This is a genomic window from Prosthecobacter sp., assembly GCF_044226605.1.
In the GTDB taxonomy this organism is placed as follows: domain Bacteria; phylum Verrucomicrobiota; class Verrucomicrobiia; order Verrucomicrobiales; family Verrucomicrobiaceae; genus Prosthecobacter.
Window position 1 is genome coordinate 274136 of record NZ_JBGAGS010000008.1, and the last position, 23118, is coordinate 297253.

Consider the following 23118-nt stretch of genomic DNA (forward strand, 5'->3'; position numbering starts at 1 on the left):
CCCGTAATCGGCTCCCGCCTTGATTTTCCGACCCATCATGTCCCTTCCCCGCCTCGCTCTCCGCCACCCTTGGACCATCATCGTCATCGTCGTGGCGATCCTTCTCGGCGCATGGCAGGCCAAGGAAAAAATGGCGCGCGATGTCTTTCCCACCCTCGGCATTCCCACCATCTACGTCGCACAGCCCTACGGCGGCATGGACCCGCTGCAGATGGAGGGCTACCTGACCTACTACTACGAGTACCACTTCCTCTACATCGCCGGCATCGAGCATGTGGAGTCGAAGAACATCCAGGGCGCTTCCATCATGAAGCTGCAGTTTCATCCCGGCACGGACATGTCCGCCGCGCTCTCGGAAACCATCGCTTATGTGAACCGCGCCCGCTCCTTCATGCCACCAGGCACGCCCGGCGCCTTCGTCACCCGCTTTGATGCCGGCAGTGTCCCCGTGGGAAATCTCGTCTTCTCCACCGAGAACCCCGCGCGCACCGTGGGCCAGATGCAGGATGCCGCGCTCAACATGGTGCGCCCGCTTTTTGCCACGCTGCCCGGTGTGTCCGCACCGCCTCCCTTCGGTGGCAGCGCACGCACCATTTTGATCAATGTGAAGCCCGACCGCCTCCGCGCCTACGGCCTCTCGCCCGATGACATCGTCGCCGCGATGACCGCCGCCAACACCATCAGCCCCAGCGGCAATCTCTCCCTCCCCCACAGCTTCCCCATCGTTCCCACCAATGCCGTGGTGAAGAACATCCAGGATCTCGCCGCCGTCCCGGTCAAAGTCACCGATCAAGGCGCCGTCTATGTGCGCGATCTCGGCGAAGTCAGCGATGGCAGCGACATGATGTACTCCATCGCCATCGTGAATGGCAAGCGCACCGTGTACATGCCTGTGACCAAGCGCAGCGATGCCTCCACCCTCAGCGTCGTCGAACTGGTGAAACAGAACCTTCCCAAGTTCAAAGCCGCGTGCCCTGAGGATATCAATGTCACTTTTGAGTTTGATCAAAGCCCCTGGATCATCCGCGCCATCCGCGATCTCATCAAAGAAGGCATCCTCGGCGCCGCGCTCACCGGCCTCATGGTCCTCATCTTCCTGCGCGATCTCCGCAGCGCCTTCATCGTCGTTCTAAACATCCCCATCGCCATCGCCGCCGCCGTGCTCGCGCTGTGGATCGGTGGCTACACCATCAATCTCATGACCCTCGGCGGCCTCGCGCTCGCCGTCGGCATCCTTGTGGATGAAGCCACTGTGGAAATCGAAAACATCCACCGCCACATGAAACAGGGCGGCGGCCGCTCCCTCGCCCGCCTGGTCTTGGACGCCTCCGAAGAAACCATCGGCCCGCGCTCCCTCTCCATGCTCTGCGTCCTCGCCGTCTTCGTCCCCAGCTTCTTCATGACTGGCGCTGCCAAAGCCCTCTTCCTCCCTCTCTCCCTAGCGGTCGGCTTCAGCATGATCGCCTCCTACCTGCTCTCCAGCACGTTGGTCCCCATCCTCAACATCTGGTGGCACTCGGCTCCGCGCACGATGGCAGAAGAAAAGCCTGCGCGCGCCTCGGCGTTGCGCTGGCTCTTCCTCCCATCCCTCGCCACCCGTTTCATCCTCGTTCCCGCCTACCTCGGCGGCGTCATCTTCGCCATCAGCATTCTCCTCCCTTTCCTCGGCACGGAAATCTTCCCGCAGATCGATGCCGGCCAGCTCCAGCTCCGCCTGCGTGCGCCCACCGCCACCCGCCTTGAAACCACCGAGCAGATCGCCCTGCGCACTCTCGCGCTCATCGATGAAGAAAGCGGCTCCGGCAAAGTCGCCATCAGCATGGGACTCGTCGGCGTGCATGCGCCGAACTATCCCGTCAATCTCATCCACCAGTGGAACAGCGGCCCCGAGGAAGCCATCCTGCAGATCCAGCTCAAAGACGGCAGCGGCGTCGCTATCGCACCTCTCCGCGAAAAACTCCGCGCGCGCCTCTCCGCTGAGTTTCCGCAGGTGCAGTTTTCCTTTGAGCCTGCGGACATCGTTTCCCGCGTCATGGCCCTCGGTTCACCCACACCCGTCGAAGTCGCCGTCTCCGGCAAAGACTTCGCCGCCAGCCGCGCGCACGCTGAAGTGCTCAAATCCAAACTCGCCGAACTCAAAGACCTGCGCGATGTGCAGTTCAGCCAGACCCTCGACTACCCCAGCGTGGATGTTCAGATCGACCGCGAGCGCGCGGGTCTGCTCGGCGTGAAAATGAGCGATGCCACCCGCAGCCTCGTCGCCGCCACCACCAGCAGCCGCTTCACAGTACCCATCTTCTGGGCCGATACCAAAACTGGCGTCAGCTACTCCCTGCAGGTTCAGGTGCCGCAGCCGATGATGAAAAGCCTCGAAGACCTGCGCAATGTGCCCGTCACCGCGCAGGGCAAACCGCCCGTCCCGCTGCGCAACATCGCCAAAATCGCCGAAGGCAATGTCATTGGCCAGTATGATCGCTACAACATGGCCCGCAGCATCTCCATCACGGCGAATCTGCATGACCGGCCGCTGGGCAGCATCGCCAAGGAGGTGGAGAAAGTGATCGCTGACAATCCCGCGCCTGCTGGCGTCAGCGTCACCCTGCGTGGCCAGGTGCCGCCGCTCAAAGAACTCCAGAGCGGCCTGCAGACCGGTCTCCTCATCGCCATCGTCACCATCTTCCTCCTGCTTGTGGCCAATTTCCAAAGTGTCCGCCTCTCCCTCATCGTCCTTACCACCACTCCCGCTGCACTGCTCGGTGTGGTGCTCGCCCTCATGTTCACCGGCACCACGCTCAATCTGCAGAGCTTCATGGGCGCCATCATGTCCGTCGGTGTGGCCGTGGCCAATGCCATCCTTCTCGTCACCTTCGCCCACCGCGCCCAGCTCGGCGGCATGACCAAACGCGATGCCGCCCTCGAAAGCGCCACCACACGCCTGCGCCCCATTCTCATGACCACTCTCGCCATGATCGCCGGCATGATCCCCATGGCGCTCGCGCGTTCACAGACGAGTCCGCTTGCGATCGCGACGATTGGCGGCCTCACGCTCGCTACCGTGGCCACGCTGCTCGTGCTGCCTGCAGTTTACGCGCTGCTGGCGTCGAAGACGGCCAAGGAGGCATCGTTGGACCCGCTGTAGGCATGACACACTTATATGTCGAACCACGAACAGCAGCAGTCAAATCAACCAAGCATCGACAGGAAAACTATCGGCTGGGTTCTGATCGTTGTTTCGCTCGCGATTGCGAAATCAGTGATGACGATGTTTGAGCCCCATCTTCGCGGCGGCATCCTTCTCTATGTCGTAGGACCTCCCATCTTTGCTCTTCTCTGGGCCTCTCTCAGTTCGATATTTGCAGGGTGTCTCCTGAGTCGAGCCCATGGACGACCAAGGGCGATGGCCGGGATAGCTTATGGTTTCATTCTTGCGATCGCAGCTTTCGGCATCTGGTTTGTGGCCGTGTTTTGCAATCCCTTTGCCCCTACACCCTCCTATCACGGCCCCTAGGCGTGAAAAAATCGCTCATCATCGCCCATCGCAGTATCTGAATCTTTTTCGCTTTTATCAATCACTCCTCTGCCTCTCCCATGCGCAGCATCTTCTTTCTCCTCCTCGCCTCCACCGCATCCGCGCTCGATCTCCCCGCGGCCAAGCCCACCACCGGCACCATCCACCGCTGGGTTTCTCTCCCCGCCACCCTCGCTCCCTGGCAGCAGGTCCTGCTTCACGCCAAGGTCACGGGCTACGTGTCCACCATCAGCGTCGATAAAGGAGACTCCGTCAAAGCGGGCCAGGTCATCGCCAAGCTCGAAGTCCCCGAGCTTCTCGCCGACCTCGCCAAATCCAAAGCCGAGATCGCCGCCGCCAGCCTTGAATCCAAGCGCCTCCACGAAGCCCGCGCCAAATCCCCCGACATTGTTCTGCCGCAGTCCGTCGAAGATGCCGAAGCCAAGCTGGCCATTGCCAGGGCCGGCATGGACCGCATCACCACCCTGCTCGCCTTTGCCGAAATCAAAGCTCCCTTTGATGGCATCGTCACCGCACGCCACGTGGATGCAGGCGCGCTCGTGAATGCGAACACCAGCAAGATTGTGGACATCGTCGATGCCAGCACCCTGCGCCTGCAAATCCCCGTCACGGAGATGGAAAGCTCACTTGTCGCCGTCGGCAAGCCGGTGAAAGCGCAGATCGACGCCAGCGGCCCCATACCGGCGGAGGCCAGCATTTCCCGCATTGCTTACGCGCTGGATCCCGCCACCCGCACCATGCTCGCCGAAGCCGACCTGAAAAACGCCGAGCTCAAGCTCCGCCCCGGCATGTATGCCATGGCCAAGATCGCCGTGGAGAAACACGAGAGCGCCACGCTCATCCCTGTGGCCGGACTCGTGATGGAAAAGACCAATGCGTTTGTGTTCAAGCACGTGGACGGAAAAGCCATGAAGACTGCCGTGAAGACCGGCTTCAACGACGGCACGAATGTGGAGATTCCAGATCTCAAAGCAGATGAAGTGATCCTCCTGCCCGGCACTACGCTGCTGACGGACAAGCAGGCGGTCACAGTGAAGTGATCACTTTTCAGCTAGCTCACTTACATTCTCATGAACAGACCTGATCACAGAAGAAGCCGGTGGTGGGCCGATGTGATCATGATGCTCTTGATCGCGACCTGCACTTTTTGCATCTTCGTTGCTGGAGGACATGGCGCTGGCTTTTTATGGCAAATTCTCACAGAAAGATTCGCCGACACTTTATGTTCACCGTGGGGGCTGTCTTTATGGGCAGCCCTGCTTCTGCCCGCATCTTCCTTTTTACCTTTCAGAGCCGCCGCTGTTCTTCGCTGGTTGGCCCTGCTGCTGTTAACCGGATTTTTCATCTATCTCTCGATGATGACCGAGAGGTCTGAATGGACACTTAAAACCTCAGTCCCTTTGTTGCTCGTCTCACTCATCCAGCTTGCGCGAACCTTCCGACTCCAACAGCAGTCACCAACTCCAGCCTCTTCCTCACATGAATAATCCTTGTTTCCGATTGCTCGCTCCGTCATGCATTCGTCGTTCCTCATTCTGGTTTCGTTATTCGGCACTGCTGCTTCTCCTCTCCACATCGCTCCTCCACGCCGCCGAACCCGCCTTCGTCGATCTCCGCACCGTCATGCGCCTCGCCGGCGCCAACAATGACGAGATCCAGAACGCGCGCGCCAAGCATGACGAAGCCCTGGCGGAGTCCAAGCAGGCCTGGCAGCGCTTCTGGCCCTCCTTGAGCCTCGGAGCAGGTTATCGCGGACATGAAGGCCGCCTGCAGGACATCGCGGGCAATGTTTTCAATGTGAACAAGCAGCAGTACACCGTCGGCTCCACCGTCATGGTCGACTGGTCCCCCGGAGACATTTATTACGCCGCGCTCGCCGCCAGGCAGCGCGCGCTTGCCGCCGAGCATCTGGCGGCCAAAGCGCGCATCGACATCATCACTCAGTCGGTGGAGCGGTATTACGACCTCCTCGCCGCCGAGGCCATGCTCATCATCATCGAGGATGATCTGCAGCTCACGGAGGATTATGGCAAACAGCTCGAAGGGGCCGTCACCGCAGGCACCGCCTTTCGTGCCGATCTTCTGCGCGTGAAATCTCAGATCAGCCGGGCAAAGCTCGCCATTCGTCAGGGCGAAGAGCAGCGCGATCTCGCCTCCGCACGTCTTGCCGAAATCCTGCGCCTCACTCCCGATGCTGCGCTTCGTCCCGCGAAGTCAGACCTCGTGCCCGTCAAAATGATGGCAGGCAAAGGAGTCGCCACCATGATCTCTCTCGCCCAGATGAACCGGCCCGAAGTCCAGGCCGCGCAGGCCATTCACAAGTCCATGGATGCAGAAAAAGACCGCGCACGTGTGGCGCCGATGATCCCATCCGTGCAGGCAGGTTACACCGCCGGCGGACTGGGCGGTGGCCCCAATGTCGGCAACCGCTGGGGGAACTTCGGCAGCCAGCAGGACTACTACCTCGGCCTTGGCTGGAAAATCGGCCCCGGCGGCTTGTTTGACCGCCAGCGGCAGAAGGTGGCGGACGCCCGCGAAGAAAGCGCCGCGCTGCAGACCGATCAGGTCAAAGCCGCCATCGGCCGCGAAGTCGTCGAAGCCGCCACACGCTCACAGTCCGCCAACGACCGCATCAAGATCAACGACGAAGCCGTCGCAGCCGCCGAAGAAATGACCAAGCTCGCCAAAGAACGCCAGGCCAGCCAGGTCGGTGTCGTATTGGAATACCTCCTCGCCCGCGAAGAACTCACCCGCGCCCGCCAGAGCCGCGTCATCGCCGTCACCGAGTTCAACAAGGCGCAGCATGCGCTGAAGCGCGCAGTGGGCAAATAGGGCCTGCCTGGAAGTACGACAGACACTCTTGTCTGTCGGCCAGCCCTCCCCAATTCTTCTCCTCCATCCGCAGTGAAATGGGGCTACGAGAGGCGGCGCGGACCAGATGGCGATGTCATTGAAACGGCTTTAAGCCAAGGCATCGTGTATTCAGCTTCAGGCATCCGTGTCAGTCCGTGCTATCCGCGATGAATCTCCGAAGCACGCCCATCCTGGAGCCCGATCCGCACCGCTCAAATGACCTCCTCATTAAGAAACAAGGACGCTGGATTGTCTCCTCGTTCAAAATCGGCACATGTGCCTGATTCCAGCACGCCATCACCATGACTCCTCCTGACGCCCCTCATACCGCCCTTTTTATTTACAGCGAAGCCTTCGCCCAGAGCGAGAAAGGCCGGCGCTTCCACGTCTTTGCCCGGCTCGAAGACAGCGGTCAGCGCGTGATTTTTTACACCCATGACATGCCCGAGCTGCCGATCACCGTCTGGCGTCAGCACGACCTTCCAGAAGCTCTCGCGACACAGATTGAAGACACCTTCGCCTCCCTGAAAATCCCCCTCAATCCCGAAGTGCGCGCATGGGACAGCATGCACTACGTCCGCAGCCTCGAGCTCCAGGTGCAGGGTGCCACATTCTACATCGGCTGGGACACTTCTGAAAGCGCGCTTGCAGACGCATTGTCACCCCTGACCAGTCTCATCGCACCGCTCGTGGCGGAAATGAAAGCGTCCCTCGCAGCCTGCGCACCGCCATTCACGGATGACGACCTCTGATCCACACTCCACGTAGGAGCCCCATTGCGGCGGGATTGATGCCGCGTTCCAGTTGCACCATCGCACGCTTTCTCCAAACTCGCCCCATGACTGCTCCCTCCCCTGATCACATCCTGCAAACCGGTCTCGCCTTCTGGGCTTCCAAAACGCTCCTCAGCGCCGTGGAGATGGAGATCTTCACCGAACTGGCCAAACATCCGGGCGATCTCGGCACGCTGCGCGGCCGCATGGGACTGCATCTGCGTGGGGCGCGTGATTTCCTCGACGCCCTGGTGGCGCTGAAGTTCCTGCAGCGCGACGAAGCGGGCATCTACAGCAACACTCCGGAGACCGATCTGTTTCTGGACAAGGCCAAACCCTCCTACATCGGCGGCATCCTGGAGATGGCCAACCACCGCCTCTACCCTTTCTGGGGCAGCCTGACAGAGGCGGTTCGCACCGGCGAGCCGCAGAACGAATCCAAAGGCGGGCACGATCCCTTCACCGCACTCTATGCAGACCCCGCCAAGCTGCGTGAATTCCTGCGCGCCATGTCAGGCGTCAGCCGCGGGGCCAACATGGCAATCGCACAAAAGTTCCCCTGGGCCAATTATCAGAGCTGCGCGGACATCGGCACCGCCCAGGGAGATCTGGTCACGCAAATCACCCTGTCAAATCCCCACCTGCAGGGCATCGGCTTTGATCTGCCGGAGGTCGCGCCGATCTTTGAAGAGTACATCAGTGCCAACGGTTTGAGCAGCCGCGTCAAGTTCGCTGGCGGCAGTTTCTTTACCGAAGAACTGCCGCAGGCAGATGTGCTGCTGTTTGGCCACATCCTGCACGACTGGAATCAGGACACCAAGCTCATGCTGCTGAACAAAGCCTACGCAGCGCTCCCCGTAGGCGGTGCCGTCGTCGTGTATGATTCCATCATCGACGACGCGCGGAAAGAAAACGCCTTCGGCCTGCTCATGAGCCTCAACATGCTCATCGAGACCCCCGGCGGCTTCGACTACACCGGCGCCGACTGCATCAGCTGGATGCAGGAGGCCGGCTTCACAAACTGCCGCGTGGAGCACCTGGTGGGCCCCGACTCGATGGTCATCGGCATCAAGTGACACCTTGAATGAATGACCATGTGTCCCGGGCGAACACGGGCATTCACCTCAGGCCGCCAGCAGTTGAAAAAGGATGCGCTTCCTCGGCGCCACCGCAGCTTCCACCCACAAGGAACGCTGGGTAATCACACAGCGTCGAGGGATCAAGATTGATCCCTCTCCTTCCACTGCTGCCCATGGCGAAAGCTCCGGCCAGGAGTAGGACCATCCTGGTCCCTCCCCCCCTTTCGCAAGGTCTGCCTTTTTCATTCACCCCACAACGCAGCATCCGGCTAAACATCCAGAACCGTCTGTCAACGGCTCATGCTATCACCGTAGCCCGAACGCCCATCCCCGCGGGCCAAAGGCCCGCAGGAGTCAGCCCAGGGCGCAAGCCCTGGGTGCTGCATCGGCCTACATTCCCACTAAAGGCCGCGCTCTAAAGGAGAGCAGGAGACGCCTCGAAAGCACCAGCATCCGCTCGATCCTCCGGCAGCCATCGCGCACCCATCCACCCCGACCCGTTCTCCACGTCCCCCGCTATCACCACACGCATCAGCGCTCCAGCAGGCCTTTCTTGCGCGGCAGGTACACCCACGGCTGCAGAAAACCGTCCGGATTGTCCGGCCAGTGGGCGCCGTCCTCGATCCATTCGTAAAGAACGTCCGTTTCCGCAGCTGTCAGCAAAGGTCCAAGGGACTGCCCGGGGTGATAGCCCCCTACGGACACCGAGGTCAGCAGCCTGCTGGCATGCGGATCTCCCGGCACCACGAAGGCCCTGCCATACCTGCGCGGGGCATACAGGCTGCTGCGCTGCACGAGCGAAAGCCCGGCCGGTGGCTCACTTCCCCGGTGACAAGCCAGGCAGCGGGCCTGCAGAACCGGCTTCACATACTGCACAAAATAATCATGGTTCGCGATCGCAATGAACGGATGCGTGGGATCCGTCTTCTGGGAGCAGGCGGCGAGCAAGGCCAAACCCAGGCACAGACAAAAAACGAAGACACGGCATTTCATCCGCACTGCTAGCCGTTCCCAGCGCATCTGTGACGCCAAATCAGCATGCGGCGCACCTTTTCAAAACGAGGCTTCCATTGGGGGAGCTAAATGACCGGTCCTTTGACCGCCCAGCGCTTGAGCACAAAGCCCGGCCCCTTGGCGCGCCATTTGGCCACGTGCGGCGTGGTGTAGTGAAGATCAAACGCGGCCTGATCCACATAACTCTCGCTCAGCGCGAAGAGATTGGACTGCTCGTTGTCGCGGCTGACTTCAAAACGGATGCAGCCAGGCTCCAGCCGTGAAGCGGCGGCATTTTCGAGAATGACCGAAAGGAATTCATCGATCTTCTGCGGATCGATCTCGAGGATGACAATAACGTTGACCATAAGCGCAAGAGAGAGGCGATTTTTGATTAACATGCAACCTGCGTTCTACGTATCATGCCCTTAACATCACCCCCAGCCATGAAACTTCGACTCGCCCTCCCCACGCTGCTGGCCCTCAGTCTTCACGCCCAAGACGCCAAACCAGCCGGGACACCGGCCACGCCGCCTGCAGCCGCAGCACCGGCACCCAAGGCAGAAACCAAAACCGCACCCGCTGCCCCACCAGCGGCGAAGCCCGAAGCCAAACCCGCAACGCCTGCCCCTGCTCCCGCTCCTGCGGCCACCACGCCTGCTCCTGCCAAGCCCGCAGCCGCACCCGCGCCTGCGGCTGCGGCTGCCAAACCGGGAGAACCACCCGCGAAACCGGCGACACCACCAGCCAAGCCTGGAGAGCCCCCGGCAAAACCAGCCACACCTCCCGCCAAACCTGCGGCCCCCACGCCAGCGCCCACCACGCCTCCTCCTGCCGCCGCCAAGCCGCCTGCTCCCAAACCGGTCGCCATTTTCCCGGACAAAGCTCTCGAGGCCGCTGTGCGGAAACAGGTTTTCGCCAAGCGCGACAACCAGGAAGTGATCACCGCAGAAGATGTCACCTCCGTTGCGATCATTGAGGCCAAGAAAGCTGGCATCAAAGACCTCACCGGCCTGGAAAAATGCACCGCCCTGGCCTCTCTAACACTGCCCGAAAACCAGATCACCAACCTAGCTCCCATCAAGGGCCTCGAACGTCTGCAATTCCTCGACGTCTCCAACAACCAGATCAGCGACATCGCTCCGCTGGCCGAATGCAAAGCACTGCAATACGTGGAGCTCACGGGCAACAAGGTAAGCAACGTGGCGCCCCTGAGCGGCATTCAGTCTCTTACGTCTCTCTACCTGGCCAACAACCAGATCAAAGACGCCACCTCCCTCTACAAGCTGCCGAAAGTATGGACGCTCTACCTTGAAGGCAATCAGGTGACGAACCTCGCGGGCATCGGCAGCATGAAGTGGCTCTCCATGCTTTCGCTCAAAGGCAATGGCGTGGTGGACATCTCCCCCCTGGAGCCTTTGACGGAGCTGCAGTTTCTCTTCCTGGAAAACAACCAGATCGCGGACCTCGCTCCCCTGTATCGCATGTGGAAGAAGGATAACGACGGACCTCGCGAGTGGGCGCCCTACTGCCAGATCTTCATCGAAGGCAATCCCATCGACCAAGCCTCCAAGACCTACGTGGACGAAATGAAAAAGGCCGGCGCGCGCATCATGCCCTGATGCGGCGCCCGGGCTGGCAATGCCCCTGCGCAAAGTGCTTGCCGTCCAGGACGCCCGCAGCTTAGCATGCGGCATGAAAGCGTCCCTCCGTCTCCTTGCCTTCGCTCTGCTTCTCAGCAGTTCCCAAGCGGCCGATCCTGCCCGCCAGTGGACTTCCAGCGACGGCAAATCCAAGTTCATGGGAAACTTGATCGAGTTTTCCGACAAGGAGGTGAAAATCCGCCGCACCACGGACTTCAACCAGTTCCGCCTGCCGCTGGACAAGCTCTCAAAAGAAGACCAGGACTACATCCAGGGCCTGCTGCGTGAGAAACGCCGTGACGGAGGTCTCAAGGAAGGCGCACACGCTGCCAAGATCACCGGGCAGTTTGTCAAAGGGGTGTCCAAGCAGGGTCTAAACTACCAGCTCTGGGGCAATCCCAAACTGGACGGCACCAAGCGTTATCCTCTCGTCATCTGGCTGCACGGCTCCGGCCAGAGCGGCAGCGACAACGAATCCCAGCTCGGCGGTGCGCCCAAGATCTGGACCACTGAGGACAACCAGGCCAAAGACCCGTGCTTTCTGCTGGCCCCACAATGCCCCTCCGCCGACATCGGCTGGAAAAACGAGGTGGCTGCCAACCTCCTCGCTCTCATCGCAGACCTTTCCGAGCACCTTCCCATCGATGAAACGCGCCTCTATCTCACCGGTTCCTCCATGGGAGGCTTCGGCACCTTCAGCATCGCCGCCAAGTATCCCGGTGTCTTTGCCGCCTGCGTCCCCCTCTGCGGCGGTGGCGACGTCAAAAACGCCGAAATACTGAAAGCCACTCCCTTCTGGGTCTTCCATGGGGACAAAGATGACATGGTCCCCGTGGATCGCTCCCGCGCCATTGTGGCCGCAGTCAAGCAGGCCGGCGGAGAACTGATGAAGTACACCGAACTCGAAGGCGCAGGCCACGGCATCACGGGCCTCGTATATCCACGTGCCGATTTGCACGAATGGCTGTTCCAGCAGAAAAAACCCGCCAAGTCGGCCAACTGAAGCTTCGGCAAACTTAAATAATTGCGAAATCCGACACATGCTTCACCACCATCATTCCGCCTCCTGCCAGCATCACGATGAGGAAACGGCCCGCGAACTGGCCGCCTCCATGCTGAGCCGTGCGCGGGAAGCCGGATTGAGGCGCACCAAGGCCCTGGAGAACGTCCTTTCCATCCTTGTCCATTCCCATCAGCCCCTTTCACTCGCAGACATCGCCGAATCGCCAGACCTGACCAGTGGTGCAGACAAAGCGACCGTCTACCGGGTGCTCGTCAAGCTGGAGGAACTGGGCCTCATCCGCCGCCTGGGACTGCACGACCGCAGCGCTTACTACACCCTGCTCCAGGCAGGTCATCATGACGATTACCTCATCTGCACTCAGTGTGGCCGTATCCAGCGCCTGGATATTGCCTGCCCGGTGGAAGCCCTTGAGAAGCAGATCGAAAAAGAATCCGGTTTTCGCAAGCTCTACCATGAGCTGGAATTCTATGGTCTCTGCCCGCAATGCGGGTAGCCGGACTGAACCGCAACGCAGGGCAGTCACACTGAAGCCACCTTGGACCCAAAAAAAATCCCGCACAGGTTTGCACCCGTGCGGGATTGAAGTGGATCACAGACGGTTAGGGTGAGGTCGCAGCCGTGGAGATGGTGTTCGTTGTGTTGGAGTTCACCGAACCGTTACCCGAAGGCGAAGGCGAGTTGCCAAGATTCGGATTGTTGCCCGCGCCGGGCTGGGTCACGTTGGCGTCCACCACAGGAGTCGTGGTGCCGTCCGGAGTGGTGGAGGTCTGGTTGACAGACGTTGTGGTGGTGCCGTCAGCCGTTTTAGTTTCGGTGACCGTCGTGTTGATTGTGTTGCCAGAACTGTCGGTGGTTCTGGAGGTGCTTGTGGTGACCACCGTGCCATCGGACTGAGTCGTCACGGTCACTGTGGAACTTCCCGTCGTTGTCGTAGACGAAACCGGTGTTGCGCCCGGTGCGGAAGGATCAACGCCCGGAGCGTAGTTGGCAGTGACGACCACGGTTGTGTCGCTGCTGACAGCCTGTCCCTGAGCCACCATCTGGCCGGCATTTTCCGGGGTGATGTTGCTGGTGGCAGCACCGGCACCATGAGCGTCGCCAACGGTCACAGTCACCACCGTCTTGCTACCATCCGCATTGGTGATGGTGATCGTGTTGGTGGTCACGATGTTGATGACATTGCCTTCAGCAGAACCGGTGCACTGGAAGTCTGGCGGGTTGAATTCAGGCTCCCAGCGCAGAGCGAGGTAGCGGGTCTTGACCGGCTTGGCTGGCTTGGCCTTGAGAGAGCCGAGACCACGGGTGTCTTCAGCCACTGCCACCGGGGACTTGGCGCCGAATTCATTGGGGTCAAAGGCCATGCGTCCACGCCAGTCTTCTTTTTCTGGCAGATTGTCGAAGGCGAACACTTCGAAACGGACCGGACGTGGCGAGTGAACGGAAGCGAACTCGTTCAGAATACGAAGCTGGCCGAAGTCATAAATGATGGTGCGATACTTTTCATCCGACTCAGGGAAGGCGAACTTGTTGTAGGTGATGGCACTGTCGATACCGTTGGCGGGCCTAGGAGCGGCATAGACAACGCGCGCACCGCCCAGGCCATTGATAAGGTCAGCAGGCTTGCCGCCTTTGCCATCCGCAGACTGCTTCACCGCATAGCCCTTGTCGGTTGCAGCGCCAAAGAACTGGAGGTGACGAATGATGCCGCCTTTGGAGAGGGCGAGTTCAAGCTTCACATACTTGGCCTGCATGCCGGCAAACTTGAAATCCACATTGCGATCAGCGGCAGAGAAGACTTTTTCCTCAAGAACCGCCCAGCCGTTTTTGTCAGCGCTGGCGGAGAGGGTGGCTTTCCCTTCGATGCCGTCGTTGACAAACGTGGAGGAGGAGATGAGCACCGGCTTCCCGAGGTTCACAAGCACGAAGCTTTTTCCAGCCGACACCGTGGATGAAGCGGTGATGTCGCTGGACAGGATGGAATCAACATGACCGAATCCGGAAGAGCTGTCGAGTGATGCATTGCTGGCAGGCCCCGTGATGGTGTTGACTGGCTTTTCCTTGATGATGGGAATGCGCGACCATTTGGCATGAATGGAACCGGCAGTCAGCAGACTGCCGAGGATGACGATGGTGGGGGCGAGCTTCATGATCAGATGTGAAAAATTGAGCGTTGATTTCGATGTTGGAAAGCCAGGTAAAATCAGCGTTCGTTTTTAATTTTGTTGAATCAACTTACAGTTACACCACAAACGGCACGCAGTGTAAACATTTTTTCTGTGTCAGGAGTGAGGAAATAGAACTTGATTTGTTGTATCTTCCATATATTCTATAACAATGAAATGTCCGCGGTGCCACACTGGCGTTGTTCCTGAGCAGGTTGCCTGCTCTGCCTGTGGCTTTTCTGCTGCTTTGCTGCATCATATCCTTGGAAATCAGTGGGTTAGATTAGAAAGGATCACTGACGTAGCGCATTGTTTGAGGCTGGAAGACACTCGCCTGGTCGAAATCGTTTTGGACGATTTCGAGCGCAGCTTACCCCAAGCGTTTTTTGCCGTTTACCTAGGCGTACTCCCCAATAACTTGAGCGTTGCGGAACTTGGTTTTTGGTTGCTGAACCAAGGAGCCTTCAACACCCACTCTGTAAGCCGACGAAATGACTACGGAATGATTCTGGTGGTGGACCCCGCCGCGAAAACGGCCTGCATCTCTTTGGGATATGCGATCGAACATTGCTTCCCGCCGAAAGTCCTGCAGCCAATGATGCAAACCATCGGCGGCCACCTGCGCAAAGGAGCTTTTGGCATGGCCATCCAGGCCACATGCAAACGTGCGGGAGAGGTTTTGAAAAAGCACGCGCGAAGCAAACAGTGGAAGCCCGAAACCACCGCCACGGCCGAGAGCGTCCCTGACATGGGACTGCAGCCTCTGCGGGGCGGCCACCGCCCGGCTTCACGCCCCCTCACCGAACCCTATTCGGCGAAAACATGAGCACAGCGTCTTCCAGCCAGGCGAGAGGTGGTCACCGCGTTGGTCCGGCCGGGATGATGATCCTCTGCCTGCTGTTGTGTGCCGCCAGCCCTGCCGAGGTGCCACAGGCGGCGGAGAAAGCGGGTGAGTCTGGGCTGCCCCTGCCTCGCTGGACAGAGCAGGAGCTTAAGACATTTCGTGAAAGCCTGCCTCAGATCAACAGTCCCGGGGTACTGCTCCCTGCCAACGGCGGCAGCACCGCCGATATTAACGAACTCATCCGCACCCCTCTGCCAAGCAGCCCGCGCCTGGACCATTTTTTCAATGGCCAGGAAGGGGAGCTTTCTGCGCGGCTGAGGGCGGAGGACATGCGGCTGTTTCTGCCGGAGTCCATTCTAGGACAACCGGTGCATCCTGAACCCAGCAATGTGCAGCTGCCCACGCCCGTGGCTTCGCTGCGGGAGGTGTCGTCTGAGTTTTTAGCCGCCTGTTACCAGAGTCTGGCAAAGGAATACCTCATCGACCCGAACCAGCTCATCCCGGAAATCCAGAATCATGACATGATGCGGCTGCTGGAGTTTCATGCGCACGACGCACGCATCAAGCTGTTCGTGCTGATCCTGGGACATGACCAGACGCTGCCTGACAATGCGCAACTGGAGAAAATAGCCTCTGGAAGCCTGATGCAGACGGATGCCTGCCTCGCGGTGTACCCGCTGGGTGAGCCCTGGCGGACGAGACTCTTTGTGAGCCGTTCCATCCACAACCAGATTTCCACCGGTTTTTTGAGTGACACCATCCAGGCCTGCCTGCGGGAGGCGCTCCAGAGCAGCAATGCGCATGACCAGCTGCGGAGCTACACGGTTCAGCTTTCCACACGCCTTTTCTGGCTGCAAAAGGCGCTTGGGCCGGAAAATTCCCACGAAGGGGGCAAGGGCGAGCCTCTTGACGAATTCAATCCCATGGCGAAAGCGCCGGTCGCCCGCAGCGGCACTTTTGCCGTTTCAGGGGTCATCTGGACCGCGGCCACTTTGCTGGCGCTCTGGGTGGCTGGCATGGTCTTCCGTCGGCTGCGCCACTCCTTGAGACTGCGGAAGCAGGGGCGGGTCTGGATGCTGCCTGAGCCCGAAACGATCCCGCGATTGGGGGGAGCTTTTACCGGCGGTGGGGGTGGAATGATCCGATATGGCTGATTTTGAGCGAAAAAACGCAAGGGAATAGGGAGACTTTTGCAACTTCAATTTGTCAAAACCATTCCTTGAATGATAATTAATAAAATTGTCCATAATTGTTTGATGAAATGAACCCGGACACGATCCAGTTCCAATGCGGTTTCTGCCGCACGACACTGACGGTGCCTGCACAAATGGCAGGTGTCACCGGTCCGTGCCCCAGTTGCGGGCAGACAGTTACCTCCCCTACCCCAGCGCCGATGGCCGCCCCGGCTCCGCAGCCGCAATGGCCCCCTGCGCCGCAGGTTGCTCAGGCACCGGCCCCGTCATGGCCCCCTGCCCCCCCCTCTCCAATGATGGGTGAGTTCCCAGGAGCTGGCGGAATGCAGATGCCACAGCAGCCAGCACCCCAGCCGAACCCGGTGCTGCAGCAGAGTACCGGCCTCACAGGCCTGCCGCCGAAGCGCGCCCCAGGGCAGCCACCACTTACCTCCACGCTCGGGGGGACGAGCGGCCAGATGCCCTGGGCTTCCGGACCGTCTTCTCCTGCAGGAATGCCTTCCTTGGGTGGAGCGGACCCGCAGGCAGGTTTTTCTGGATCTGGGATGCCCAATCAGTCTCGCCTCATTCCGGGAGGCCCCACCCTGCCAAACCTGATGCCCGGTGGAAATGCCGGCGGTGGCATGATGGGCATGCCTAACTCGCTTCCGGGAACCTCGCTGCTCGGAAGAGAAGTGTCTCCCTCCCCTATTCCGGCCATGACTCAGCCGCTGCAGGGCGGCGGCACGCCTTCCCTGAGCTTGGGAACTGCACGTGGCCAGGACCTTGGCTCGTCTTCCCATGTCGGAGCGACGCCGGGAGGCAGGAGCATTGCCAGCCTGCGCGCACCACGCGGGACAAATTTTATCAGGCTGGCCTTCGCCGCGATCTTCCTGATCGGCTTCCTGGGACTGGTGGGCTTCCTCTTGAAAGACTATCTGCCGGGCATCTTCCCCAGCCTGGCAGGACATGAGGCTGCTGAGGAGATTTCCAAAGAAGAGCCAGGAGGGAAGCCGCCGGCAGGACTTGTCTCTGGGCAGGGACCTTCGGCACCCTCCGTGCCCGGGACTGAGCCGAACACTGAAAAGCCTGCGGGCATGGTTGCCGAACCCAAGCAAGGCCCCGTTGCAGTTGGTTTTGATCCACAGGAAACGGTCGCCCCAAAAGCGAAGCCCCCGGCAGCAGCTGACTCGGGCTCTACAGGCCTTGCAAGTCTTTCCTCCCCACCCGCAGCCACCAACGGGGCTGCGACCACACCTCTACCGCCTGCGGCTCCTACTGCGGGCAATCTCCTCGAAGTGCCTGCCAAAGCACCGATGGCTGCGGAATCTGCCGGCGGTCCGACTGCTGCGCCTGCAGGCCTCAATCAGCCGCTCGTGCCTGAAGAGGATGAAATGCCCTCGGGCGCCCGGCCCGCAGTCGAGGCACTCAAGAAGTTCCTGCTTGCCAAGTCTCTCGCGGAGCGCCTGCCTTACACTCTGGGAGCAGACGTCATGAAACCGCTGATGGAACGCTACTACGGGCTTTCCCCGGACGGCCCTATTGCCGTGGATCGCATCCAGTTTGTGCGCATGGACCCCAATCCCGAACTTGGCTCCGGCAAACACTGCATCTTCAGCCTGGAAAACAAAGCCTGGGAGTTTTCCGTGCCAGTCATGCTGGAGGAAAAGGACGATGGCTTCAAGGTGGACTGGGTGGCCTTTGTGGAGTTCAAAGACCGCCTGCTGGAGAAGTTTTTCAAGAACTACCAGGAAGGCGAACCGTGCTTCTTCCACGTCGGCATCATCCGGCATCATTACTTCAAGGATGATGTGCCGAACCTTGAGCACAAAGACGTGTTCCGGGTGAGCCCAGCCCCGCCAAATTCCTTCCAGGAATGCGCTTTCCTGGATAAAAATTCCGAGCTTGCGGAAAAGCTGCGCGTGCAGCTGCCCTGGGAGACGCATGTGTGGGCGGTGGTGGGCCTGCAGTGGAAGAAGCTCGGCTCCCAGCAGTGGGTGGAACTCAGCTCCGTTCCGCAGATGCACTGGTATTCTCTGCCAACGACGACTCCCAAGGCAAAGCCGCTCTCCACGGCCCAGAACACCTCTGCGGCAGATGCAATGCCCCCGGGCATCTCCAAGAATGGTGTGAGTGCCAAGTCCGGCAGCAAGCCTAGCAACAGCATGCCGCCTCCTGGCATCCGCAAATCCACGCCGGATCTGCCGACCACCATCAAGCGCCCGCTGCCCGCAGGCCGCTGAGAAACAACGCGGCTGTGCCAGGCTGGGGCGAAACGAACCCGGCTAGCTGACTTCGAGCTTGCCGGTGCTGTCTCCCACCTTCTCCGCAGGAACGCCGAGACGATCCAGCATGGAGAGATAGAGATTGGTCATGGGGGTCTCTCCAGGCAGCACGACGCGCTTGCCAGGAGTCAAGGTACCGCCCGCACGTCCTGCCAGGAGGATCGGCAGGTTGTCATGGTTGTGGCGGTTGCCATCGCCAATGCCGCCGCCGAAGACGATCATCGAATTGTCCAGAAGGGTGCTGTCCCCTTCTTTGACCGACTTCATCTTGTCCAGGAAGTAACCGAACTGACGCAGGTAGAACTGGTCAATCTTCGCGATTTTCTCCAGCTTCTGCGGGTCGTTTTGGTGATGGGAGAGAGAATGGTGGGCATCCGGCACGCCGAGCTCAGGGAAGCTGCGGTTGCTGCCGTCGTGGGCGAGCATGAAGGTTGAGAGACGGGTCGTGTCCGTCTGGAAGGCGAGCACCATGAGGTCAAACATGGTGCGGATATGCTCCTCGTAGGAATCCGGGATGCCGTCCGGAATTTTCACATCCGGAATCTGCGCCGCAAACTTTTCAGCGCGCTCGATGCGCAGTTCGATGTCCCGCACGGAGGAGAAGTATTCGTCCAGCTTGCGGCGATCACCCGAGTTCACCTTGCCCTGCAGGCTTTTCGCCTCGTCCAGCACGGTGTCGAGAATGCTTTTCTGCATGCGCTTGGCGCGGGCTGCCTCCGGCCCTTTGCCCGCCGTGGCGCCGATGCCAAACATGCGCTCGAAGACCAGGCGCGGATCCATTTCGGGAGCCATGGGCATGGTTTCGTTTTTCCAGGCCAGATTAAACTGGTAGGCGCAGGAGTAGCCGGAGTCACACTTGCCCGAGCTGCGCTGGCCGTCGGTGCTCAGCTCCAGGGAGGGCAGCCGTGTCAGATGGCCAATCTTCTGCGCGGCGATCTGATCCACGGAAATGCCCAGGTGAATGTCCGCGCCTGCCGTTTTCTTGGGCATGCAGCCGGTCAGGAAGGTGGCCGTGGCACGGGCATGGTCACCGCCGCCATTGCCATGACTGTACGCGAAATCCTGCCTCAGGCCCGAGACCACCATGAAGTCATCGCGGTGTTTTTCGATCTGCTTCAATGAATTGGACAGCTGATAACCGGTGCCTTCGCCGGTGGACATCCACTCGTTCACGTTCACGCCGTTGGGAATGTACATCCATGCAGCACGCATGGGCTTGGGTGCGGGCTTCGTCGCTGCAAAGGCACGCACGCCGAACGATTCAAGGAAAGGCAGGGAAATGAGGGAGCCCAGCCCACGCAGGACGTGGCGGCGGCTGAGAGAATGGGCGGCGAGGGAGGTTTCGCGAAACTCGTTCATACAATGGGAATACGGGAGGACTACGCCGTGGGCGAGGAGAAACTTTCGTGCCAGGCCGCCCCGTTCCAGAACCGGGTGCCACGAAAGTAGTTGAAATTCCGGGGGGAAGCGGCCCGATTATGACTCCCCGTCAAAAAACCCTTATCACACACATGAAGCATACCCGCCTTGTTCTCACCACCCTCGCAACTTTGGCTCTCTCCGGCTTTGCCCAGGACGCCAGCGTCGCCACCATCGAACTCAAGCCCGACGCCAAGAATCCCCTGGGATATGACAAGACAGAACTGAGCGTGAAGGCAGGACAGAAGGTGAAGCTGACGCTGAGCAACACAGGCAGCATCGCCCCGCAGCCGCACAATTTCCTTCTGCTGAAGCCCGGGAAGCTGGAAGCCGTGGGCCAGCTTGCCAACGCCATGCTGGCAGATCCTCAGGGCATGGCCAAGAGCTACATTCCGGACGCAGCCAAGCCTGACATCATCGCCAACACCAAGCTGGTGATGCCAAACCAGACGGAGACCATTGAGTTCACCGCTCCCGCCGAAGCCGGTGACTACCCCTACATGTGCACCTTCCCAGGCCACTGGATTCTGATGAAGGGCATCATGCACGTGACCAAGTAATCATCCCAACTCATCCCACCCACCTCATGAAATACCTTCTCATCCCCACGTTCATCGCCCTGATCTCACTGACCTCCGTCGTTCGTGGCGAGGAAGGCAAGCTCACCGTCAACGGTCTCACCTTCAAGTTCGCTTCTCCCTGGGCCGAAGTTCAAAGCACCGGCATGTTCCGTGCCGGAACTCTGGCTGCGAAAGTGGAAGGTGCTGAAAAGCCGGTGGAAACCGTGTTTTACAGCTTTCCCGGCGCAGGTGGCGGCGGTGACACTGAAGCGAACGTGAAGCGCTGGCTGGGTCAGTTCAACGGCACGCCTGAGTCCAAGCGTGAAGAACTCGACGCTGGCGGCACCAAGATCACACTGGTGACCGCCACCGGGACTTACAACGACGGCCCTCCAATGGGAGCCAAGACACCACGTGAGAATTACACCCTCATGGCGGCCATTGTGCCTGCTGGAGAGTCGAACATCTTCGTGAAGCTCACGGGCCCCAAAGAGGCGGTTGCCAAACTGGATGCCGACTTCAGAAAGATCGTTTTGAGCGCTTTTGCCAAATAGGCAGGGTGGGAGAATAATCTGGCCAAATGCGAAGCGGGTGGTTCTCCACCCGCTTTTTTTGTATAAACCAGAACAGATCGATGCTGGGGGCTTGAGTGGCTTCAAAAAGAGGCGTCTAGAAATTCAAAAGCAGACTTGGCACGCGGCGTGCTTATGGTTGGATCGGAGTTAAATTCCACACCCTGACTTATGCTGAAACTCAACCACACACGAACCTGGCGCAGCATGGCAATTGCTGCGGTAGTTGCCCTCACCACCATCGCAATCAACCCCGGCAGCGCCCGAGGCCAGACTGCAGAACCAGCACCTGCCGCTGCTCCCGCTCCGGCCCCGGCTGCTGCGCCTGCCCCGGCTCCGGCCCCTGCTCCGACGCCCGCTCCGGAACCTGCCGCTGCTCCGGCCGCCGCAGCCCCGTCGCTCGATGCTGTGGCAGCGGATGTTGCTGATATGAAGCAATACTTTAACAATCTGGCGCCCGCAGGATCGTTGAAGGGCCTCGCGGGTCCCGGTCATAACGCCTTCCTCATGATTTGCGCCGCGCTGGTGCTGTTCATGACTCTTCCCGGCCTTGCCCTGTTTTACGGCGGTCTGGTGCGCTCCAAGAACGTCCTTTCCGTCCTGGCCCAGTGCCTTGGCTGCGCGGGCTTGGTGACGATCCTGTGGTACTTCGTCGGCTTCTCGCTGATCTTTGGTGAGCACGTTGCTCCTGAAGGCGCAAAAGACTGGGTTGCCCCGACATGGGCTCCCTACCTCGGCAGCTTCAAGTATTTCTTCCTGGAAGGTGTCGGCGGCGCGCCAAACACCAACTACACCGCCTGGCCTTCCTTCGCGGTGTTCAGCATGTATCAGCTGATGTTCGCCATCATCACCCCCGGCCTTATCGTGGGCGCCATCGCCGAGCGCATGAAGTTCTCCGCGATCATGCTGTTCATCACCCTGTGGATGTTCATCGTTTACTTCCCGCTGGCTCACATGGTGTGGGGCTTTGACGGTTACATGAACGGTGTCTGGAACGGCGGCGCCAAGATCCCTGCCATCGACTTCGCTGGCGGCACGGTGGTGCACATGTCCTCGGGCTGGTCTGCTCTGGTGCTCTGCATTCTCCTGGGCAAGCGCTCCGGTTTTGGCAAAGAAAAGATGGCTCCGCACAGCATGGTGCTTTGCATGGTGGGCACGGGAATGCTCTGGGTCGGCTGGTATGGCTTCAACGCCGGTTCCGCCCTTGCTGCTGACGGGATCGCCGCTTCGGCTTTCATGACCACCACCCTCGCTGCCGCCACCGCCAGCTTCGTGTGGGCAGTTGTGGAAAAGATCCACAAAGGCAAGCCATCCATCCTTGGCTTCTGCTCGGGCGCTGTGGCCGGTCTGGTCGTCATCACTCCTGCCGCTGGTTTCGTCACTGCGAAGGGCGCCATGATCATCGGCGTTCTCGCAGGCATCGTTCCCTACCTCGGCGTGATGGTCCTCAAGCCTCTGCTGAAGTATGACGACGCGCTGGACACCTTCGGCGTGCACGGCATCGGCGGCACCCTCGGTGCCATCGTGACCGGCATCTACTGCAACAGCTCCGTGAACGGCAACCTTACCGACGTGAACCTTTTCGCCAAGGACAACGGCCTTGCCAAGCTCGTCGCAGACGCTGGTGGCCAGGGTGGCATTCTCGCTGCCCAGCTCAAAGCTTGCGGCATCACGATCGCCCTTTCCATCGTGGCCACGGTGGTGATCACCTTGGTGGTGAAGATTCTCGTGGGTCTCCGTCCGACACCGGAAGAAGAGTCCATCGGTCTTGACCTCACCGACCACGGTGAAGCAGGCTACGAACACTAATCACATCAGGGTCTAAAACCCCCTGCAAACTCCAAGGCCGGGCTGAGCAATCAGCCCGGCTTTTTTGTGCCCGGATTTGGGGACTTCCGGTGAAAGAGCCAGGTGGATTGGCCAGACAGCGGCGGAGGGTGCGTGGAGGAGGCGGCCTGCTGTTTGAATGCGGAGCCAATGCGTGACGCACAGGTGGAAGACGCTGCTGGAAACATAAGGTGAACACGAGGGAGAGAATGCCCCGGCGGGACAACGCCGAGCCTCGAGCCTCATGGAAGCAGCAATCCGCTGCATTGACGCAGACCCGTTTTAACGACTCCTTGCAGCGTCCGTCTTCCGGGAAGCGATGGCAGTTTGCCAGCCCCGCAGGTTCATGCTGCGCCGCTTCACCCCAGGTGCTATTCCCTGCC

The 23118-nt window shown here is 60.0% G+C and carries 19 protein-coding genes; 15 read left to right on the plus strand and 4 right to left on the minus strand.

Annotated features, from left to right (window positions below):
• Positions 1 to 37 precede the first annotated feature (37 nt).
• The 6 genes from ACILSO_RS13105 (at position 38) to ACILSO_RS13130 (ending at position 8231) form a co-directional block, all read left to right on the plus strand.
• Positions 38 to 3139: an efflux RND transporter permease subunit gene (locus ACILSO_RS13105; protein ID WP_395737867.1), complete on the plus strand. Its 3102-nt coding sequence runs from the start codon at positions 38 to 40 to the stop codon at positions 3137 to 3139.
• A 449-nt stretch (positions 3140 to 3588) separates the two neighbouring features.
• Entirely contained in the window at positions 3589 to 4569 is a 981-nt protein-coding gene (locus tag ACILSO_RS13110) for an efflux RND transporter periplasmic adaptor subunit (RefSeq protein ID WP_395737868.1), read from the plus strand.
• Between the two features lie 30 nt (positions 4570 to 4599).
• Positions 4600 to 5016 (plus strand): hypothetical protein, encoded by a 417-nt coding sequence (locus ACILSO_RS13115; protein ID WP_395737869.1) that lies wholly within the window; start codon positions 4600 to 4602, stop codon positions 5014 to 5016.
• Positions 5009 to 6361, plus strand: a complete 1353-nt coding sequence (locus tag ACILSO_RS13120) for a TolC family protein (RefSeq protein WP_395737870.1) — start codon at positions 5009 to 5011, stop codon at positions 6359 to 6361. Before ACILSO_RS13115 ends, ACILSO_RS13120 begins: the two co-directional genes overlap by 8 nt.
• Positions 6362 to 6684: 323 nt before the next feature.
• Entirely contained in the window at positions 6685 to 7134 is a 450-nt protein-coding gene (locus tag ACILSO_RS13125; protein WP_395737871.1) for a hypothetical protein, read from the plus strand.
• A gap of 86 nt (positions 7135 to 7220) precedes the next feature.
• The gene (locus ACILSO_RS13130) at positions 7221 to 8231 is read left to right on the plus strand and encodes a methyltransferase (RefSeq protein ID WP_395737872.1); all 1011 of its coding nucleotides are present in this window, start codon (positions 7221 to 7223) and stop codon (positions 8229 to 8231) included.
• A 534-nt stretch (positions 8232 to 8765) separates the two neighbouring features.
• Here the strand turns inward: ACILSO_RS13130 and ACILSO_RS13135 are convergent.
• Positions 8766 to 9227, minus strand: coding sequence for a c-type cytochrome domain-containing protein (locus ACILSO_RS13135; protein WP_395737873.1), 462 nt, complete (start codon positions 9225 to 9227; stop codon positions 8766 to 8768).
• Positions 9228 to 9313: 86 nt separating this feature from the next.
• Positions 9314 to 9595, minus strand: coding sequence for a putative quinol monooxygenase (locus ACILSO_RS13140; RefSeq protein WP_395737874.1), 282 nt, complete (start codon positions 9593 to 9595; stop codon positions 9314 to 9316).
• 78 nt (positions 9596 to 9673) lie between these two features.
• Here ACILSO_RS13140 and ACILSO_RS13145 point away from each other — a divergent pair, with 78 nt between their 5' ends.
• The 3 genes from ACILSO_RS13145 (at position 9674) to ACILSO_RS13155 (ending at position 12387) form a co-directional block, all read left to right on the plus strand.
• Entirely contained in the window at positions 9674 to 10849 is a 1176-nt protein-coding gene (locus ACILSO_RS13145; protein ID WP_395737875.1) for a leucine-rich repeat domain-containing protein, read from the plus strand.
• A 73-nt stretch (positions 10850 to 10922) separates the two neighbouring features.
• Complete coding sequence (locus ACILSO_RS13150) at positions 10923 to 11873, plus strand: hypothetical protein (RefSeq protein WP_395737876.1); 951 nt, start codon at positions 10923 to 10925, stop codon at positions 11871 to 11873.
• Positions 11874 to 11910: 37 nt separating this feature from the next.
• Positions 11911 to 12387, plus strand: coding sequence for a Fur family transcriptional regulator (locus tag ACILSO_RS13155; protein ID WP_395737877.1), 477 nt, complete (start codon positions 11911 to 11913; stop codon positions 12385 to 12387).
• Positions 12388 to 12493: 106 nt separating this feature from the next.
• Here ACILSO_RS13155 and ACILSO_RS13160 read toward each other — a convergent pair whose 3' ends face one another.
• Positions 12494 to 14041, minus strand: coding sequence for a hypothetical protein (locus ACILSO_RS13160; protein ID WP_395737878.1), 1548 nt, complete (start codon positions 14039 to 14041; stop codon positions 12494 to 12496).
• A 328-nt stretch (positions 14042 to 14369) separates the two neighbouring features.
• Between ACILSO_RS13160 and ACILSO_RS13165 the strand changes: the two genes are divergently transcribed.
• The 3 genes from ACILSO_RS13165 to ACILSO_RS13175 all read left to right on the plus strand — a co-directional run bounded on the left by ACILSO_RS13165 (position 14370) and on the right by ACILSO_RS13175 (position 18315).
• Positions 14370 to 14882 (plus strand): hypothetical protein, encoded by a 513-nt coding sequence (locus ACILSO_RS13165; RefSeq protein ID WP_395737879.1) that lies wholly within the window; start codon positions 14370 to 14372, stop codon positions 14880 to 14882.
• Positions 14879 to 16054 (plus strand): hypothetical protein, encoded by a 1176-nt coding sequence (locus tag ACILSO_RS13170; RefSeq protein WP_395737880.1) that lies wholly within the window; start codon positions 14879 to 14881, stop codon positions 16052 to 16054. Before ACILSO_RS13165 ends, ACILSO_RS13170 begins: the two co-directional genes overlap by 4 nt.
• A 737-nt stretch (positions 16055 to 16791) precedes the next feature.
• Entirely contained in the window at positions 16792 to 18315 is a 1524-nt protein-coding gene (locus ACILSO_RS13175; RefSeq protein ID WP_395737881.1) for a hypothetical protein, read from the plus strand.
• 42 nt (positions 18316 to 18357) lie between these two features.
• On the opposite strand, the gene ACILSO_RS13180 is transcribed toward ACILSO_RS13175, so the two are convergent.
• A complete protein-coding gene (locus tag ACILSO_RS13180) occupies positions 18358 to 19716 on the minus strand; it encodes a DUF1552 domain-containing protein (RefSeq protein ID WP_395737882.1) in 1359 nt (452 codons plus the stop codon).
• A 152-nt stretch (positions 19717 to 19868) separates the two neighbouring features.
• Here ACILSO_RS13180 and ACILSO_RS13185 point away from each other — a divergent pair, with 152 nt between their 5' ends.
• From ACILSO_RS13185 to ACILSO_RS13195, 3 genes are all read left to right on the plus strand, one after another.
• Positions 19869 to 20336 (plus strand): plastocyanin/azurin family copper-binding protein, encoded by a 468-nt coding sequence (locus ACILSO_RS13185; RefSeq protein WP_395737883.1) that lies wholly within the window; start codon positions 19869 to 19871, stop codon positions 20334 to 20336.
• A gap of 26 nt (positions 20337 to 20362) precedes the next feature.
• Positions 20363 to 20890, plus strand: a complete 528-nt coding sequence (locus ACILSO_RS13190; protein ID WP_395737884.1) for a hypothetical protein — start codon at positions 20363 to 20365, stop codon at positions 20888 to 20890.
• A gap of 189 nt (positions 20891 to 21079) precedes the next feature.
• Positions 21080 to 22717, plus strand: a complete 1638-nt coding sequence (locus ACILSO_RS13195; RefSeq protein ID WP_395737885.1) for an ammonium transporter — start codon at positions 21080 to 21082, stop codon at positions 22715 to 22717.
• Positions 22718 to 23118: the final 401 nt, after the last annotated feature.